Annotated in this window: 19 protein-coding genes and 1 tRNA gene; 6 read left to right on the forward strand and 14 right to left on the reverse strand. The window is 68.4% G+C overall.

Annotated elements, in window-relative coordinates; translation table 11 throughout:
* Window positions 1–4 precede the first annotated feature (4 nt).
* Window positions 5–1,270: an MFS transporter gene (locus CLV49_RS17450; RefSeq protein WP_341810388.1), complete on the forward strand. Its 1,266-nt coding sequence runs from the start codon at window positions 5–7 to the stop codon at window positions 1,268–1,270.
* 28 nt (window positions 1,271–1,298) lie between these two features.
* Here CLV49_RS17450 and CLV49_RS17455 read toward each other — a convergent pair whose 3' ends face one another.
* From CLV49_RS17455 to CLV49_RS17485, 7 genes are all read right to left on the reverse strand, one after another.
* Complete coding sequence (locus tag CLV49_RS17455; RefSeq protein ID WP_106564679.1) at window positions 1,299–1,742, reverse strand: pilus assembly protein TadG-related protein; 444 nt, start codon at window positions 1,740–1,742, stop codon at window positions 1,299–1,301.
* Window positions 1,742–2,212: a hypothetical protein gene (locus tag CLV49_RS17460; protein WP_106564680.1), complete on the reverse strand. Its 471-nt coding sequence runs from the start codon at window positions 2,210–2,212 to the stop codon at window positions 1,742–1,744. Before CLV49_RS17460 ends, CLV49_RS17455 begins: the two co-directional genes overlap by 1 nt.
* A complete protein-coding gene (locus tag CLV49_RS17465) occupies window positions 2,169–2,528 on the reverse strand; it encodes a TadE/TadG family type IV pilus assembly protein (RefSeq protein WP_243696511.1) in 360 nt (119 codons plus the stop codon). Before CLV49_RS17465 ends, CLV49_RS17460 begins: the two co-directional genes overlap by 44 nt.
* Before the next feature lie 65 nt (window positions 2,529–2,593).
* Window positions 2,594–2,779, reverse strand: coding sequence for a hypothetical protein (locus CLV49_RS17470; protein ID WP_243696510.1), 186 nt, complete (start codon window positions 2,777–2,779; stop codon window positions 2,594–2,596).
* A gap of 47 nt (window positions 2,780–2,826) precedes the next feature.
* Window positions 2,827–3,765: a type II secretion system F family protein gene (locus tag CLV49_RS17475; protein ID WP_106565199.1), complete on the reverse strand. Its 939-nt coding sequence runs from the start codon at window positions 3,763–3,765 to the stop codon at window positions 2,827–2,829.
* Window positions 3,762–4,622, reverse strand: coding sequence for a type II secretion system F family protein (locus CLV49_RS17480; RefSeq protein WP_106564681.1), 861 nt, complete (start codon window positions 4,620–4,622; stop codon window positions 3,762–3,764). Before CLV49_RS17480 ends, CLV49_RS17475 begins: the two co-directional genes overlap by 4 nt.
* Window positions 4,619–5,809 carry a TadA family conjugal transfer-associated ATPase gene (locus tag CLV49_RS17485; protein WP_106564682.1) on the reverse strand — a complete coding sequence of 397 codons (1,191 nt, stop codon included), beginning with the start codon at window positions 5,807–5,809 and terminating at the stop codon, window positions 4,619–4,621. The genes CLV49_RS17480 and CLV49_RS17485 overlap by 4 nt, the downstream gene beginning before the upstream one ends.
* A gap of 89 nt (window positions 5,810–5,898) precedes the next feature.
* On the opposite strand from CLV49_RS17485, the gene CLV49_RS17490 reads away from it, so the two are divergent.
* Both CLV49_RS17490 and CLV49_RS17495 read left to right on the forward strand, forming a co-directional pair.
* Window positions 5,899–5,980 (forward strand) — tRNA-Leu (locus tag CLV49_RS17490).
* Window positions 5,981–6,182: 202 nt separating this feature from the next.
* On the forward strand, window positions 6,183–6,899 hold the full coding sequence (locus CLV49_RS17495; RefSeq protein ID WP_208019828.1) for a DedA family protein: 717 nt from the start codon (window positions 6,183–6,185) through the stop codon (window positions 6,897–6,899).
* 18 nt (window positions 6,900–6,917) lie between these two features.
* On the opposite strand, the gene CLV49_RS17500 is transcribed toward CLV49_RS17495, so the two are convergent.
* The 4 genes from CLV49_RS17500 to murI form a co-directional block, all read right to left on the reverse strand.
* Window positions 6,918–7,826 (reverse strand): cation diffusion facilitator family transporter, encoded by a 909-nt coding sequence (locus CLV49_RS17500; RefSeq protein ID WP_106564684.1) that lies wholly within the window; start codon window positions 7,824–7,826, stop codon window positions 6,918–6,920.
* 101 nt (window positions 7,827–7,927) lie between these two features.
* On the reverse strand, window positions 7,928–8,545 hold the full coding sequence (gene rdgB, locus CLV49_RS17505; RefSeq protein WP_106564685.1) for an RdgB/HAM1 family non-canonical purine NTP pyrophosphatase: 618 nt from the start codon (window positions 8,543–8,545) through the stop codon (window positions 7,928–7,930).
* Window positions 8,542–9,288, reverse strand: coding sequence for a ribonuclease PH (rph, locus tag CLV49_RS17510; protein WP_106564686.1), 747 nt, complete (start codon window positions 9,286–9,288; stop codon window positions 8,542–8,544). The genes rdgB and rph overlap by 4 nt, the downstream gene beginning before the upstream one ends.
* Window positions 9,285–10,130 carry a glutamate racemase gene (murI, locus tag CLV49_RS17515; RefSeq protein WP_106565200.1) on the reverse strand — a complete coding sequence of 282 codons (846 nt, stop codon included), beginning with the start codon at window positions 10,128–10,130 and terminating at the stop codon, window positions 9,285–9,287. Before murI ends, rph begins: the two co-directional genes overlap by 4 nt.
* A gap of 52 nt (window positions 10,131–10,182) precedes the next feature.
* Between murI and CLV49_RS17520 the strand changes: the two genes are divergently transcribed.
* Window positions 10,183–11,484: a nicotinate phosphoribosyltransferase gene (locus CLV49_RS17520; protein ID WP_106564687.1), complete on the forward strand. Its 1,302-nt coding sequence runs from the start codon at window positions 10,183–10,185 to the stop codon at window positions 11,482–11,484.
* Between the two features lie 39 nt (window positions 11,485–11,523).
* Here the strand turns inward: CLV49_RS17520 and CLV49_RS17525 are convergent, their stop codons facing one another.
* From CLV49_RS17525 to CLV49_RS17535, 3 genes are all read right to left on the reverse strand, one after another.
* Window positions 11,524–11,814 (reverse strand): DUF3039 domain-containing protein, encoded by a 291-nt coding sequence (locus tag CLV49_RS17525; RefSeq protein ID WP_424978031.1) that lies wholly within the window; start codon window positions 11,812–11,814, stop codon window positions 11,524–11,526.
* A 70-nt stretch (window positions 11,815–11,884) separates the two neighbouring features.
* Window positions 11,885–13,456, reverse strand: a complete 1,572-nt coding sequence (locus tag CLV49_RS17530; RefSeq protein WP_127054213.1) for a hypothetical protein — start codon at window positions 13,454–13,456, stop codon at window positions 11,885–11,887.
* Window positions 13,432–14,946 (reverse strand): ATP-binding cassette domain-containing protein, encoded by a 1,515-nt coding sequence (locus tag CLV49_RS17535; RefSeq protein WP_106565202.1) that lies wholly within the window; start codon window positions 14,944–14,946, stop codon window positions 13,432–13,434. The genes CLV49_RS17530 and CLV49_RS17535 overlap by 25 nt, the downstream gene beginning before the upstream one ends.
* Window positions 14,947–15,352: 406 nt before the next feature.
* Here CLV49_RS17535 and CLV49_RS17540 point away from each other — a divergent pair, with 406 nt between their 5' ends.
* Entirely contained in the window at window positions 15,353–15,541 is a 189-nt protein-coding gene (locus CLV49_RS17540) for a hypothetical protein (protein WP_146145364.1), read from the forward strand.
* A gap of 276 nt (window positions 15,542–15,817) precedes the next feature.
* The gene (locus CLV49_RS17545) at window positions 15,818–16,510 is read left to right on the forward strand and encodes a phosphocholine cytidylyltransferase family protein (RefSeq protein ID WP_106564690.1); all 693 of its coding nucleotides are present in this window, start codon (window positions 15,818–15,820) and stop codon (window positions 16,508–16,510) included.
* Window positions 16,511–16,516: the final 6 nt, after the last annotated feature.

The raw sequence follows: 16,516 nt of genomic DNA on the forward strand, positions 1-16,516 counted from the left end.
GGGCGTGGCTGTGGGTATCGTGGACACCCTGATGACGGCTCCCGGTCCTGCGTTCTCCTTCCGCTCCGTGGCCCTCTCGGCTCTTCTGCCCACGTTCGTGTTCTCGATCGGGCAGGGCGCGATCATCCCGATGATCCCCGTCATCGCCTCGAGCTTCGGCGCCAACCTCGCGTTCGCCGGGTTCCTCGGTGGCCTGTTCATGCTCGGTGAGCTGCTCGGCGACGTGCCGGCGGGCTCGCTCGTCGCGCGCTTCGGCGAGCGCGTCGCGATGATCGGTGCGGCGATCGTCTGCCTCGCCGGCCTCGCCGTGTGCCTCGTTTTCCCCACCACGGTCGGTCTGGCGGTCGGCATCGTGCTGAGCGGACTGTCCACGTCGGTCTTCGCTCTCGCCCGGCACGCGTTCATGACCACCTACGTGCCCCTGCAGTTCCGTGCCCGCGCGCTCTCCACTCTCGGTGGCACGTTCCGCGGGGGCTGGGCGATCGGGCCGTTCATCGCCGCAGCCCTCATCCACGCGACCGGGCAGACGAGCGCCGTGTTCTGGGTGCACGTGGTCGCGTGTGTTCTCGTGATCGGGATCCTGCTCGTCGTGCCGGATCCGTCGGCCGTGGCTTCCCGGCGTCTCGGACGCGCGGCGGCGGAGAAGCTGGAGAAGACCGAGCGGGCGCCGGTCAACGTCTTCACGACCATTCGTGACAACCGGGCCGTGCTCGGTCGGATGGGAGCGGCGGCCGCCATCATGTCGGCTCTGCGCTCGTCGCGCACCGTGATCCTGCCGCTCTGGGCCGTCGCGATCGGTATGGCGGACGCGCAGACGGCCGTCGTCATCGGCATCGCCGGTGCCGTCGACTTCGCCCTCTTCTATACGTCGGGTCAGATCATGGATCGCTTCGGTCGCCTCTGGTCGGCGATCCCCGCGCTCACGGGTCTGGGGCTCAGCCACATCGTGCTGGCGTTCACCAGTACCGAGGGTCTGTTCATCGCCATCGCCATCACGATGGCCCTCGCGAACGGTATCGGCAGCGGCATCCTCATGACGGTGGGCGCCGACCTCGCCCCTCGCGAGGACCCGGCACGATTCCTCGCCGCGTGGCGCTTCACGACCCACGCCGGCGAGGCGACCGCTCCCTTGCTCATCTCGGGCATCACCGTCGTCGCGTCCCTCGCCGCCGCGAGCCTCTCCCTCGGCGTCCTCGGCCTCGTCGGCTCGCTGCTGTTCGCGCGGTACCTGCCCCGCTATGTGCCGAGGGTGCCGCGCCTCCGCGACTGAGCTCGTTCAGCCCTGCGCAGCCTTCTCCTCACCGCAGCACCGCTCGTGCTGACGATGTCGCCTCGATGCGGAGTCCCTCGGGCAGGAACAGCGTGAGCACCGGCGGCTTCCACGCGGACGACAGCGACACCTCGGCGCTGCGACCGTCGGGTGTCGTCGCCTCCTCGATCCGGAGCCCATCGAACTGGGTGGGCCCGACCCGATCGATGTGATCGGCGACCGTGGCCGCAACCGTCTCCGGGTCCAGCGTCACCGTCACCGCCTTGGCGTCCTCGGAGACGCGGACGTCGGCGAGGTCGAAGGCCTCTGCTCCGACGAGCGCGGCGGAGTCCGCCAGGCTCAACAACCGCTTCCGCTCGATGTAGAGCGACGTCGCCGCCGCGACCACGAGCGTGACCACGAGGGCGAAGGCAGCGAAACCTATCGTGAGGACGAGCGTCGACCCCGTCTCGTCGACGGCGTGTCGCCGCATCACGGCTCCACCACGTGGAAGTCCGACACCGCATTCACGGCGCTCGCCTCGATCGGAACGACAGCGATCTCGTCGAGACCGAGAACGGGCGGCGCGAGCGGAAGATCGATCGTCACCCGGACGACGACCGTGACGAGGTCACGCGGATCCAAGCACTCCTGCGGTCCCCCGTCGGCACACGAGATATCCACCGTCGCTGCGGAGTCGTCGATCCCCTGATCGGCAAGCGCGAACTCCACCGCTGTGGATGCGCGCTCGGTCGCTGTGTCGACGTTCGGCGCTTCGACGAACAAGCGTGCCGCCTGTCGTGCACCGCCCTCAGTCGCGAGCACCGCCGCCTGGATCTGGAAGAGCACGACCACCAGGTAGACGATCGGCACGAGGAGGACGAGCCCCGCCACGATGAATTCGAGCGACGCGCTTCCTTCATCCTTCGTCGAGCGTCTCGACAGCGGAACGTCCGACAGCATGCAACCCCTCCCCCACGCCGAGAAGTCCGATCACGGGGAGGGTGCCCTCGACGATCACGGCGATCGATCGGTGGCCCCGGTAGTCGCCGTATGCGGCATGGATGTCCGTGGCATAGCCGTCGCCGATGGCCGAGCCGATGAGCTCGCGCGTGCGGTCAACGGCGTCGCCGGGACCGTTGCCCGCGAGAGCACCGAATCGTGCTCCCTCCGACGCCGCATCGGCGACCGTCGTCCGCACATGCAGGGCGAGCGCCAGTTGGACCACGGCGAGCGCAAGGGCCGTCAGCAGTACCGTGACGAGGAGGTTCTCCACCACGGCCGAGCCCCGATCATCCTCGACGAGGTGCCGGATATGGTGCCTCGGCAACCGGCGTCGAGCGATCACAACCCGGAGACTCGCGACATCGCCTGCTCGAACAGTCCGGCAAGAGCTGGTCCCGCGAGTCCCCAGATCAGGATGACCAGCCCCGCCGTCATCAGCGTGACGAGGACCCAGCCGGGTACGTCACCCCTGTCGCTGCGCAGCCGGCTGACGAGTCGGTCGAGGACGAATGTGTTCATGGTCATGGGTGTAGTGCCTCTCTATGGTCGAGGTGTGATGGTGGAGTCGAGGATCAGAACCCCGTGCGGAGCACGAGCAACCCGGGCAGGACGGCGAACGCAACGGAGAGCGGAAGGATCAGGAAGACGAGAGGGACGAGCATCGCCACCTCCTTCTTGCCGGCCGATTCGAGGAGACGCCGCTTGCCCTCCACCCGCGCGTCGGATGCCTGCGCCCGGAGCGTCTCGGCGAGCGGGCTACCCCGTTCGAGCGCGCCGGTGAGTTGCTCGACGGTGCGGGTGAGCGACGGGACGCGAATCCGGTCGGAGAGCTCTATGAGAGCTCGTGAGAGAGGAGTGCCGGAACCCACATCCGCGACGACGCGCCGGAACTCGGCGGCGAACTCGCCGGAACTCACCGTCGCCACGCGGCGCATCGCATCGAGGATCCCTTCTCCCGCCGACAGGCTGAGGCTGAGGAACCCGAGCACCGTCGGGAGTTCCTGCTCGAGGCGGTCGATGCGACGTTTCGCTGCTCGAGCCAGCTCCCACTCGCACGTGAGTGCGCCACCGAAGGCTCCGATCAGAGGAAGGGCGCCCAGGACGATCGGTGGGAGGACTCCGGCCAGGAGCGCGGCGAGCACGGGGAGCGCTCCGATCGCGAGGCCGAGGACGGCGCCGAGCAGCTGTCGCCGACGGAAGGCGGGGACGTCGAGGTGCGATCCACGCTGGGAGAGCCGGAGTGCGATCGTGTCGTTGCTTGCGAGCACGACCGACAGCGTGCCCGCGAATCTTCCGAACACCGGCGACAACAGCCCCCAGACGACGGCGACGGGGTCGCCCGTCGGACGGTCCATGAGTGCCCTGGCTTCTTCGGAGACATCGACGACGTAGGGCGCGACGCGGTCGGTCAGCCTGGGGCTGCCGATGCGCGGCGTGATGCTCACGAGCGTCCAGAGCCCCAGCCCGAGTGCAGCGCCGAGAAGGAGCGCCCACGGGGCCGACGCGATCACCGGAACCACCTGCGCTCAGCCGGCAGTCGACCCACCATGAGCATGAGTCTGTAGGCGAACACCGACACAGCCGCGCCCGCCAAGATCAGGGCCGTCCCCTCAGGGGCTGCATAGGCGGCGGCAGCCTCCGGCCTGGTCGACAGCAGGAACAGGATCAGCCATGGAGCGGCCACTCCCAGTTTCGCGGCGTTCCTCACCCAGGACTGACGCGCATCGAGCTCTGCTCGGGTGGCCGCGTCGTCCCGAAGCGCGGCGGACAATTGGCGGAGGATGGCCGTGAGGTCGGCGCCTCCCACCTCGCGTGCCATGCGGAGCGTCTCGAGCACGCGGTCCGCCACGGGGTCGTCGAGGGTCGCCTTGAGGCGGTCGAGCGCCCCGCCCCACGACGCCGATGACGCATAATCGCGGGCGAAGGCACGGAACTCGGGACGGAGGTCCTCCGGACCCTGACGCCCGAGGCTACCGACCGCATCCGGAACCGCCAGCCCCGAGCGCGCTGCGGCCACGAGGTGATCGACGACATCGGGCCAGAGAGCGGAACGTTCCCTCCGGCGACCCGCAGCGCGCACGGACACGAGGATCCACGGAAGGGCCGTGCCGACCACGCCGGTGAGGACGCCCACGAGCGGCACGGAGGTGACGAGCAGGGCGGCACCGGCGAGTAGGAGCCCGACGATCAGACTCACCAGGACGAACGCAGGGATCGGGACGCGCCCGAGTCCCGCGAGCGCAAGACGGGCGCGGACGGGTGCCCAGCGATCACGGCCGCTCCGCTCCCTCCTTCGCGCCGGCCATAGGCGCGGCGAGATCGAGAGCACGAGCCCGGCTCCCAGCATCGCTCCGAGGACCCAGGTCATCGGCTCTGTCCACGCACTTCGACGGGATGCCAACCGGTGGAAACGAGGGCTCCGCCTCGCGTCTCGAAGACGGTGCTCGCCTCGATCCCACCGTCTCGGCCGCCTCCTGTTGGAGCGAGGATCTCATCCACGCGGCGCCTCCCATCGGCGTCGAGGACGCAGTGCACCACCAGATCGATACTCGACGCGACGGCGGGCCGCACGAACTGCGAGTCGATATTGCGTCCGGCCAAGAGAGGAAGGGTGCTGAGTTTGACGAGCGCGTCCCGCGCCGAGTTCGCGTGCACCGACGACGCGCCGGGAAGCCCTGAGTTCATGGCGATGAGCAGATCGAGCGCTTCCGCCTCGCGCACCTCGCCGACGACGATGCGGTCCGGGCGCATGCGCAGTGCCTCCTTCACGAGCCGCCGGAGGGTGATCTCGCCGGTTCCTTCGAGGCTCGGTTGACGGCCCTGCAACCCCACCACGTCCTGTCCGGGCAGATCGAGCTCGAAGGTCTCCTCCACCGTGACGATGCGTTCGTCTGGTCGAGCCGCTCCCAGAAGCGCGGACAGCATCGTCGTCTTACCGGATTGCGTGCCGCCCGAGACGACGAAGCTGCTGCCGGAGCGGACCGCCGCTCGGAGGAAGTCGGCCGCATCCGGCGTCAGCGAACCGAGGTTCACCAGGTGCCCGAGCGTTCGGACGCGCCTCGAGAACTTACGGATGTTGATGGCCGGATGCCGGCGTGTGACATCGGGAATGGCGATGTGGAGCCGCGACCCGTCCGGAAGAGAGGCGTCGACGAACGGCGAGCTGTGATCGACTCGGCGCCCCGTGCTGCCGAGGAGCCGCTCGATGAGGTCCCGTACCGAGTCCTCTGTGAGAACCGTGTTGGTGAGCTCGCTCACGCCGTTCTTGGCGATGAAGACGCGGGAGGGCCCGTTCAGCCAGATCTCTTCCACGTCGGGATCGTCGAGATACGGCTGAATGGCCCCGAAGCCCGTGAGCGCGGCGAGCGCCTCGCGCGCCGCCTCGTCCTCGTCGGCCACGCGGGGTTGACCGTGGCGTACCGACCGCTCCGCGTGGACGCGGAGTTCCTCCCGCACCAGCCGCTCCGCTGCGACGTGATCCCCGTGGAGATCGACCCCTTCACGCCTCACCCGCGTGCGCACGCGCTCCGCGATGCTGTCCCCCGACTGCCCCATGACAAGCATGATTCCTCACATCGTGCGGCATTCGTTCGCCCTCTCCACAGCCAGATGCCCACCCGCCCTAGAATCGACCTGCACCACACGCGGAAGTGGCGAAATCGGCAGACGCGCAGGATTTAGGTTCCTGTGCCTTCGGGCGTGGGGGTTCGATTCCCCCCTTCCGCACCCACGGGACCATCAGTCCGGAGATGAGTCGGGTTCTCATCCTCCGGGCGGATATTCATAGCGTTCACCCAAGTCCCGGACAGCACCGCGGATAGACTTCGAGTCACGACCGTGCGCCGACTGGCTCGGAAGCAGCCGACGACTGGAGACCCCCGTGCATCACTCCGCACTCATCCCCTGGCTCGACCCGGAGAACATCATCATGACGGCCGGCCCGTGGGCCCTGCTCGTCGTCTGCCTCATCGTCTTCGCGGAGACCGGCCTCCTCGTCGGATTCCTCCTGCCGGGCGACACGCTCCTCATCATCACGGGGCTCTTCGCGTTCCACCCCGGGCTCGGGTTCCCGCCGTACGTCGTGGCCCTCGCCATCGGCCTGGCTGCGTTCCTGGGTGGCGAGGTCGGGTATCTCATCGGCCACAAGGCCGGACCGAAGATCTTCGAGCGGAAAGAGTCGGGTCTCTTCAGCATCGAGAACGTCGAGCGCACGAACGCATTCTTCACGCGCTTCGGCGGTCTCGCCGTCATCGTCGCCCGCTTCGTGCCGATCGTCCGCACGTTCGCCCCCGTCGCGGCGGGCGTCGGCCACATGGACTACCGGAAGTACACGCTCTACAACCTCATCGGCGCCGTGATCTGGGGGGCGGGGTTGACGTTCGCCGGCTACCTGCTCGGCTACATCCCGCCCGTCGCCGACTTCGTGCGCAACTACATCGACATCATCCTGCTCGCCGCCGTCGTCCTCACGCTCGCTCCCACGATCTACCACTACGTGCAGTCCAGCCGGAAGGCCAAGCGCAAGGCAGCCGCTGGTCAGGACGTCGTGACGGACGAGTCGGAAGCCGAGGAGCTCGTGCTCGACCGCACGATGTTCGACCAGGACAAGGACAACGACAAGCCGGAGGGCACGCGCGGGGCCTGACCCCCTTGCCCGCATCATTCAGCGGTGGTGCTGGTCCTCGTGGGCCGCGTGTGTCGCCGGCTCGAGCTGGAACGTCGAGTGCTCCACGTCGAAGTGCTCGGTGAGGCACTCCCCCAGCTCGTCGAGCATCCGACCCGTCGCGCCGTCCGAGAACACGGCGGTGTCGACCACCACATGGGCCGAGAACACGTGGGCTCCGGACGTGATCGCCCACACGTGCACGTCGTGGACGTCGACTACGCCAGGCGTCTCGCGGATGTGGCGACGGATCACCTCGACGTCCGTACCCAGCGGCACTGACTCGTTGAGCACGCGCCACACGTCACGGATGAGGAGCGCCGCGCGCGGAAGGATGCCGGCGGCGATGAGGAGCGACGCGATCGCGTCAGCCTGCACGAAGCCCGTGAGGGCTATCACGACGGCCGCGACGATCACCCCGATCGAGCCGAGGGTATCGCCGAGCACCTCGAGGTAGGCGCCCCTCATGTTGAGCGAGTCCTTGGCCGATCCGCGCAGGATGAGGAGCGACACCACGTTCGCCACGAGGCCCACGGCCGCGACCACGAGCATCGGGAGCGCCGAGACCTCCGCCGTCGACGGCTCGACGAGCCGTCGGATCCCCTCGATACCCACACTCACCGCCACGACCGAGAGGATGAGCCCATTGGCGAGCGCCGCGAGGATCTCGGTGCGCTGATAGCCGAAGGTGTGGCGATCCGTCGCGGGCCGGGATGCTATCCCGATCGCGACGACGGCGATGACGAGACCCGTGAGGTCGGAGAAGAGATGACCGGCGTCGGCGAGGAGCGCGAGTGAACCGGTGAGGAGACCACCGATCACCTGGGCGACGAGCACGGCCGCCACGATCGGGATGACGATCAGCAGGCGCGCGCGACTCGATGACCGGTGGGAGTGATCGTGCGCCATGCCTTCAGCCTAGACGAGCCGAGAGCGAAGAGAACGCCCGGTCAGCTAAAAGAAATGATCGTCGTTCCCATTATCGGATCGGCGCGACCGCTGTGCGTCTTTCAGCTCGCGCGAGCGTCGAGGAGAGCGCTCACGGCGGGGATCGCCTCCGCGAAGGCTCGGGCCCGGTGGGAGACGGCGTTCTTCTCGTCGGCGCTCATCTCCGCGGCGGTGCGCTCCTCGCCCTCGGGGATGAAGACGGGGTCGTATCCGAAGCCGCCGTCACCCCCGGCTTCGGTCGCGAGCGAGCCCGGCCAGACTCCGACGGCGACCGACTCCTGCTCCGGAGCTCCGTCCACCCCCGGTGCGACGATCGCGATGTGGCACTCGAAGCGCGCGCCCCGCGCAGACGGCGCGATGTCTCGCAGCTGCGCGAGCAGCAGGTCGCGGTTCTCGACATCGCCGCGGCCGGGACCGGACCAGCGAGCGGAGAAGATCCCCGGGGCGCCTCCCAACACGTCGACGCAGATGCCGCTGTCGTCGGCCAGAGCGATGCGGCCCGTGAACGCTGCAGCGGCGCGAGCCTTGATGAGCGCGTTGTCCGTGAAGCTCAGACCGTCTTCGACGGGTTCGGGCCCGTCATACGGAAGCACCGTCACCCCGGGCAGCGCCGCCTCGACGATGCGCTGGAATTCCGCGACCTTGTGGGCGTTGTGGGTCGCGAGGACGATCTCCGTCACGCCGACGCCTGTGCCTGCAGCACGGACCGCTGGATGGCCGCGAGCTCTCCGGCTCCGGCGACCGCGAGGTCGAGCAGCGAGTCGAGTTCCGCACGGTCGAACGGCGCACCCTCCGCCGTGCCCTGGACCTCCACGAACTGGCCGCGGCCCGTCACGACGACGTTCATGTCGGTCTCGGCGCGCACGTCCTCGACATACGGGAGGTCGAGCATCGGGGTGCCGTCGATGATGCCCACCGACACGGCGGCGACGCTGTCGGTGAGTGGCACGGCATTGCGGCCGATAAACTTCTGCTCGCGCGCCCATGACACGGCGTCGGCGAGGGCGACGTATGCGCCGGTGATCGCGGCCGTGCGGGTGCCCCCATCGGCCTGGAGGACGTCGCAGTCGATGACGACGGTGTTCTCTCCGAGGGCCTTGGTGTCGATCACGGCGCGAAGGCTCCGACCGATCAGACGCGAGATCTCGTGCGTCCGGCCCCCGATCCGTCCCTTCACGGACTCACGGTCCATGCGGTCGTTCGTCGAGCGCGGGAGCATGGCGTACTCCGCCGTCACCCATCCCTTGCCCTTGCCCTGCAGCCAGCGCGGGACGCCGTTCGTGAACGAGGCCGTGCAGAGCACCTTCGTGCGGCCGAAGGAGATGAGTGCGGAACCCTCGGCCTGCTCGCTCCAGCCACGTTCGATCGTCACGGGGCGGAGCTGGTCGGGGGTGCGCCCGTCGGCGCGGATGATGTCGGTCACGAGTTGCTCCTCGGTGCTGGTGGAAGGGTGGAGAGGTCGATCGCACCGGTCTGGACGAGGTCGACACGGTCGATCTCCTGCCCGAGCAGCCGGTTGGCGAGGTCGCGGAAGTCGTCCGCGCTGTTGCCCGTCGCCTCGTAGCGTCGGGTCGGCGGCTCGGTCGAGACGCGTTCGAGGCGCCTCGACACGAGTTCGCGGTAGACGTTGTTGGCCGTCTCGGAGTCGCTCGACACGAGGGTGACGTCCGGTCCCATCACGTAGGAGATGGCGCCCTTGAGGAAGGGATAGTGCGTGCAGCCGAGCACGAGGGTGTCGATGCCGGCGTGGCGTAAGGGGGCGAGGTACTGCTCAGCCACCTCGAGCACCTCGGATCCCGTGGTCACGCCGCTCTCGACGAACTCGACGAACCGCGGGCACGCCTGAGTGAAGAGCTCGAGCTGCGGCGCCGCGGCGAAGGCGTCCTCGTACGCGCGCGAGTTGATCGTGCCGACGGTGCCGATGACACCGACCCGCCGATTCCTCGTGGCCGCCACGGCCGTGCGAACGGCCGGCTGGATCACCTCGACCACGGGGACGTCGTATCGTTCGCGCGCGTCTCGAAGCATCGCGGCGGAGGCCGTGTTGCAGGCGATCACGATCATCTTCACGCCCTGGGCCACGAGATCATCGAGGACCTCGAGCGCGTAGCGCCGCACGTCGGCGATGGGCTTCGGGCCGTAGGGCGACCTCGCCGTGTCGCCGATGTACAGAATGGATTCGCGCGGCAGCTGATCGTGGATCGCTCGCGCAACGGTCAGCCCACCGACCCCAGAGTCGAAGATCCCGATCGGCGCGTCCGTCACGAGAACCCAGCCTAGCCGCGTCGTCGACCACTCGGCGTCGTAGGCTGGCGAGGTGAACGACTCCACGGCGCTGCACACCGACCGCTACGAACTGACCATGGTCGACGCGGCCATCGAGGACGGTACGGCCTACCGCGACGCCGTGTTCGAGACGTTCGCGCGCCGGCTCCCCGGCGCTCGGCGCTACGGCATCGTGGCAGGCACCGGGCGGCTCGTCGAGTCGATCACACGCTTTCGGTTCCGCGACGAGGAGCTGTCGTGGTTGGCCGACGCCGGTGTGGTTCGCCCGGCGACCATCGACTGGCTCGCCGACTACAGGTTCTCCGGCTCGGTGTGGGGCTACCGGGAAGGCGAGGTCTACTTCCCCGGCTCCCCCGTCCTGGTCGTCGAGTCGAGTTTCGCCGAAGGCGTCGTCCTCGAGACCCTCGCCCTCAGCGTGCTCAACTACGACTCCGCCGTTGCGAATGCCGCCACACGCATGGTGACGGCCGCCGGTGGCCGACCGCTCGCGGAGATGGGCTCCCGGCGTGCGCACGAGGGCGCCGCCGTCGCGGCCGCTCGAGCCGCGTACATCGCAGGCTTCGGCGCGACGAGCAATCTCGAGGCCGGGCGAACGTGGGGCATCCCCACGATGGGTACGGCGGCGCATGCGTTCACGCTGCTCCATGACTCGGAGGAAGACGCCTTCCGAGCCCAGGTCGCGACGCTCGGTGCCGGCACCACCCTCCTCGTGGACACCTACGACATTCCGACAGCCATCGAGACGGCCGTCCGGGTGGCGGGTCCCGAGCTCGGCGCCGTGCGACTCGACTCCGGCGACCTGCCGACGCTGGTCGTCGAGGTGCGGGAGCAGCTCGACCGTCTCGGCGCGCACGGCACCCGGATCACGGTGACGAACGATCTCGACGAGTACGCGATAGCGGGCCTCTCGGGCTCCCCCGTCGACTCGTACGGGGTCGGGACCTCACTCGTCACGGGCTCCGGGGCACCGGCCGCTGGAATGGTCTACAAACTCGTCGCGCACCGGAACGACGACGGGGACTGGGTCTCGGTCGCGAAGGCGTCGGTCGACAAGGTGTCTCTCGGCGGCCGGAAGCGCGCGTACCGTCGGTTCGGTTCTCACGGACACGCCACGGCCGAGGTCGTCCGAACCTCTGCGGTCGCTGCCGCACGAGACGATGAGCGCGAACTGCTGTCACCACTGCTCATCGGCGGTGAGCCCGTCGAGGGCGTGATGGGGCCTGAGGGAGTGTCCGCCGCGCGCTCTCACCGGGAGCGCTCGACAGCCGAACTGCCGCTCGACGCCTTCCGCCTCACCCGCGGAGAACCGGCACTCCCCACCGTCTATGAGTGAAACCCGCCGATCGCGGTCGAGGCATCTCGCTCGGGAGGCTCAGTCCTTCTTGAGCTTCTCGTAGACCTCTTTGCAGGCCGGGCACACCGGAAACTTCTCGGGGTCGCGACCGGGAGTCCACTTCTTGCCGCACAGGGCCCTGACCGGCTTGCCGGAAAGGGCTGACTCGAGGATCTTCTCCTTGCGCACATAGTGCGAGAAGCGCTCGTGATCCCCTGGTTCGACGGCCTCGTCGGACAGGAGCTTCTCGAGCTCGCGATCGAGGACCGACGTCGATCCGCCGTCGGGCGTACCCGTCGGATCCATGGTGCTCAGTGTGACCGTCTGCATGCACCCAGTCTACGACCGATGATCGGCTGGAGAGGGAGCGGGTGGTGCACCGTCGAACCCGCCGGGACGGTCAGACGCTCGTGGCGAAGCCGATGATCTCCGGGCCCCGCCTGTCGAAGATCCTCCCTCCGACGAGCACACCGGCGGCGAGCACGACCACACCGGTCCCGAGCCCGCAGGCGAGAGCCGCGAGATGCCAGGACGGCGATTCGACGATCGCGCGCCACGCGAGCCAGATGGTCGGCATCGAGAGGAGGAGCGTGCCGGCCAGGCTGATCGACTGCGACATCACTGCTGGGCCACCGCTCGTCTGCGGCTGCTGGAACGGGCTGTCGCCGGGGAGCACAGCGGCATACGGGAGCCGGGCGGAGACGATGGAGGACAACCCGACGCCGACGAGGAGCAGACACGCTCCGATTCCGACGACGGAAGGGAACACCCTCCAGTCGCCGAACACCATCGCAGTGAGGGCGGAGCCGCCCACGATGAGAACTGACCCGATCAGGAGGATCGGCACGGTTCGGCCGAGGCGGTCAGCCCATCCCTTGACGCCCGAGGTCACGTGGAGCCAGACGGCGCTCGAGTCGTGCGCGAGCTCGTTGTGGAGAGACCAGCCGAGGAAGAGACACATGACCGGCAGAGGGAGGAGCGCGAGCGGCTGAGCCGGCACACCGGCCACGAGCAGCGGAGCGATCATGAGGAACGGCACGACCGGGATGATCAGGAGGGGCGCGAGGTAGCGGGAGTCCCGCGACCAGTACGTCAGACTCCGGGCAGCGATCACGCCGACAGCCCCGGCCGGGAGCGCGTCGAACCAGCCGAGACCTCCGAAGCTCTTGGTCGGGGCCTCGCGCACCGGTGAGACGACGAGCTTGGCGACTAGCCGCTCCCAGGCCAGCCAGAGGAGGGCGACGGTGACGCAAGCGATGCCCAGCTTGAGGAAGGCCGCGCCGACGTCCCCGGCGGCTGCATCGCCCGGAGCCGACCAGACCGCGCCGATCGGAGCCCAGCTGACGATGGAGGCGGCACGACCGAAGACGGTCAGACCGGAGTTCCCCCAGTCCATGCTCGCGAGCAGGGCGACGGCCGGCAGGACGAGGATGATGACGAGGAGCCAGAGCATCCCGGTGAATTCCCGTGTCCGTCGGTGAGACAGGAACACCGAGCCGACGGCGATCACGACGCGGCTGACGAGGACGCACGTCGCCACCGCGAGCAGCGCACACACGGCCGCGACGAGCGCGGGAAGGACGCCCCGCGACCAGGTGACGACCGTCGCGAGGCTCAGCACGGCGACGACGATGGACGGCACACTGATGAGTCCGGCGAGGGCGAGTCCCACGGCGAGCCGACGTGGATCCATCCCGAACAGGGCGAACGACCGAGGGTCCATCGGGTCCTCGAGCCGGAACAGGAGCGGCACGGCTGCGAATCCGAGAACGACGAACGACCCGACGACGACGAGGAGATCCCGGACGTTTCCCGTCTCGGCGAACCGCAGGCCGAAGAGTCCGAGCCCGAGGACCCACACCACGGCGATCCCGAGTCCGACTCCGAGGAGGAGTCCGATCATCTGACGCGGTGTCCGCCTCAGCGCGCTCAGGGTCGACTGGAGCCTTAGCCGGAGAAGCTGTGCAACCATTCCATCCCCTCCGCAGCCTTACGTCCGCCGGCCAGCTCGAGGAAGCGCTCCTCGAGCGACACGGGTCCGCGTACGTCCTCGACGGGACCGGCGGCGAGCACCTGTCCCTCGACGATGATCGCGACGTGGTCGCAGACGCGCTGAATGAAGTCCATACTGTGGCTCGACAGCACCACCGTGCCGCCGTTGTCCACGTACACGCGGAGGATCTCGACGATCTTGGCAGCGGACACCGGGTCGACGGACTCGAACGGCTCGTCCAGGATCAGCAAGCGCGGCGAGTGGATCATCGCGGCGGCGAGGGAGACCTTCTTCACCATCCCGGCGGAGTAGTCGGACACGAGGCGTCCCATGGCGTCCTCGAGCCCGAAGGCGCGAGCCAGGTCCTCGACCCGTCCCCTGACCACGTCACCTTTCAGCCCCCTCAGGGTGCCGGCGTAGTACAGGAGCTGCGCCCCCGTGAGCCGGTCGAACACGCGAAGCCGATCGGGCAGCACGCCTATCGTGCGCTTGGCCGCCGCGGGATCGGCCCAGACGTCGATGCCGTTGACGGTCACCGAACCGGCATCCGGTCGGAGCAGACCCGTCATCATCGAGAGCGTCGTCGTCTTGCCCGCGCCGTTCGGTCCCACGATCCCGTAGAACGAACCGGCGTGCACGTCGAGATCGAGGGAGTCGACCGCGTGGGTGTCGCCGAAACTCTTGGTGAGCCCGCGAACGGAGAGAACGTCGTCCGCGCCGACGGCGGACACCGTCTGGGTCTCCTCGACCGATGCGGATTCCGTCGCCTCGTCGATCGCAACGACCGTCTCGACCTCGTCGCCCTCGTCGCACGCGCTGACGTCGGGAACGCTGACGTCGGGAACGCTGACGTCGGGAACGCTGACGTCGGGAGCGATGCCGTCAGCCACGACGTCATCGGGAGCACGTTCACCGAGAGCGGGCCCGTCGCCGACGGTCTCGTCCTCGCCCGACACGGCACCGGCGGGCTCGGCGTCCCGGGGAGGTCGAGCAGCGAACGCACGACGCAGCCGATCGACGAAACCGACGGGACGGGTCGGCTCATCGCCGGCACCATCGTTCGCCGGGGAATCCGACTCGCCCGGCGCAACCGCGGCCGGCTCCGCGCCGTTCGACACAGCCGACGTCGATTCATCGCCGTGGAGTTCAGCACCGCCGACGTGAGCACCGTCGAGTTCAGCACTCTCGGGTTCAGCCTTCTCGGGTTCAGCACTCTCGGGCTCAGCATCGTCGACTTCGGCATCGTCGACTTCGGCATCGTCGACTCCAGCACCGTCGAGCGGGACGCCCTGCTCATCCGATCCGGCCGAAACGGGGTCGTCGGCCTCGGCGGTCGTCCGCTCGGCAGCAATGTCGCCGGGAGAGGTGAGCTCGGGCAGGCCCACCTCCGATCGCGACGTCTCCTCCGCGGGGTCGCCGGTCGCGGCATCCGCCCGCGCGAAGGCCGCAACTGCTTCCTCCGCGGACATGGGCGGCAGTGGCGGCACGGGCGGGACGGATGGGAGAGGCGGAAGTGGTGGAAGAGCGGACACGGCGGGCCGGTCGCTCGCCTCTGCCGCCACGCCGGCCTGGCCGTCGACCGGCCGCTCGTCGATCATCTCGTCGCGAGCCGCCGCAGCCTCAGCTGCTTCCCTCTCCGCGGCCTCCTTCGCCGCCTTCCGTCGCGCGGCCGCCGCCTTCGCAGCCGCGGAACGGACGGGATCGGGGGTTCGCTTCGGTCCGGCCCCCTGAGGCTTCTTCGCCGCGGGGCGCTTCGCCGCAGCGGGTCGTCCCGTCGTCGGCTCGGCGATCGATTCTGCAGCGTCCGACGATGCGGCGGCGGTCTTCCGACGGTTCGTCGAGGGGGTGGACGAACGAGATGCGGAGGAGGACGATGTGGATCGTGCAGCACTCGTCGATCGGCTGGGCGTCTTCTTCGCCGTGGTCTTCGGCGTGGACGCGGGCTTCCGCGCGGCGGACCCGTGTGGAGCGGACGCCGGCCTCCCCGACGGGGCACCCTCCCGCGGCGCGTTCGCCGCGGACTGCTCGGAAGGGATCGACGGAGCCTCGCCGTCGTCGTTCTGAGTGGGTTCGGAAGTCACCGCTTAAACCTACCAAGGGCTACGACGACCCGCCGAAGGCGACGTCATCTCCTGTGCGTCGCAACCTGAGAGAACACCGAGCGGCGGATCACGAATGCACAACGACCGTCCGCGTGCTTCTGTGCGGTGAGCGGATGGCCCGCTATCGTGTAGGAGGGCATAACGGGGTGTCATTTCATCGACTTTCGGATGAACGAAGAGTGAACGCCCCTGCCGGCGCACGCACGACGTTCTCCGACATCCAACAAAGGAGTCATTCGTGACGACACAGGTTGTGATTCTGGCCGCGGGCATGGGAAGCCGTCTTGGACGGTCCCTGCCGAAGCCGCTCACCGAGCTGAGCGACGGCCGCACCATCATGCAGCAGCAGTTCGACAACATCCGCCACGCGTTCGGTAAGCGAGCCAAGGTGACGATCGTGGTGGGCTACAAACTCGAGCACATCGTCGAGGCGTTCCCCGAGGCCGCATTCGTCTACAACGAGCAGTACGACCAGACGAACACCTCCAAGAGCCTCCTGCGCGCCCTCAAGGCCTCGCAGCCGGGTGGAGTGCTGTGGATGAACGGCGACGTCGTCTTCGACCCGCAGGTCCTCGACCGTGCGGCCGAGATGATTGCTCGCGACCAGTCATTCGTCACCGTCAATACGTCGAAGGTCTCCGACGAAGAGGTGAAGTACACGACGAGCGCCGAGGGCTACATCAAGGAGCTGTCGAAGACCGTCAAGAACGGTCTCGGCGAAGCCGTGGGCATCAACTACATCTCCGCGGCAGACAAAGCCACCCTCGTGCGTCACCTCCAGCGTGTCGATGCGCAGGATTACTTCGAGCGCGGACTCGAGCTCGCGATCGAGCACAACCGCATCCTCGTCGAACCCGTCGACATCTCCGACCTCTACGCCGTCGAAGTCGACTTCGCCGAGGACCTCGACCGGGCGAACCTGTTCGTCTAGAACCCC

The sequence above is a fragment of the Labedella gwakjiensis genome (genome assembly GCF_003014675.1).
Taxonomy (GTDB): domain Bacteria; phylum Actinomycetota; class Actinomycetes; order Actinomycetales; family Microbacteriaceae; genus Labedella; species Labedella gwakjiensis.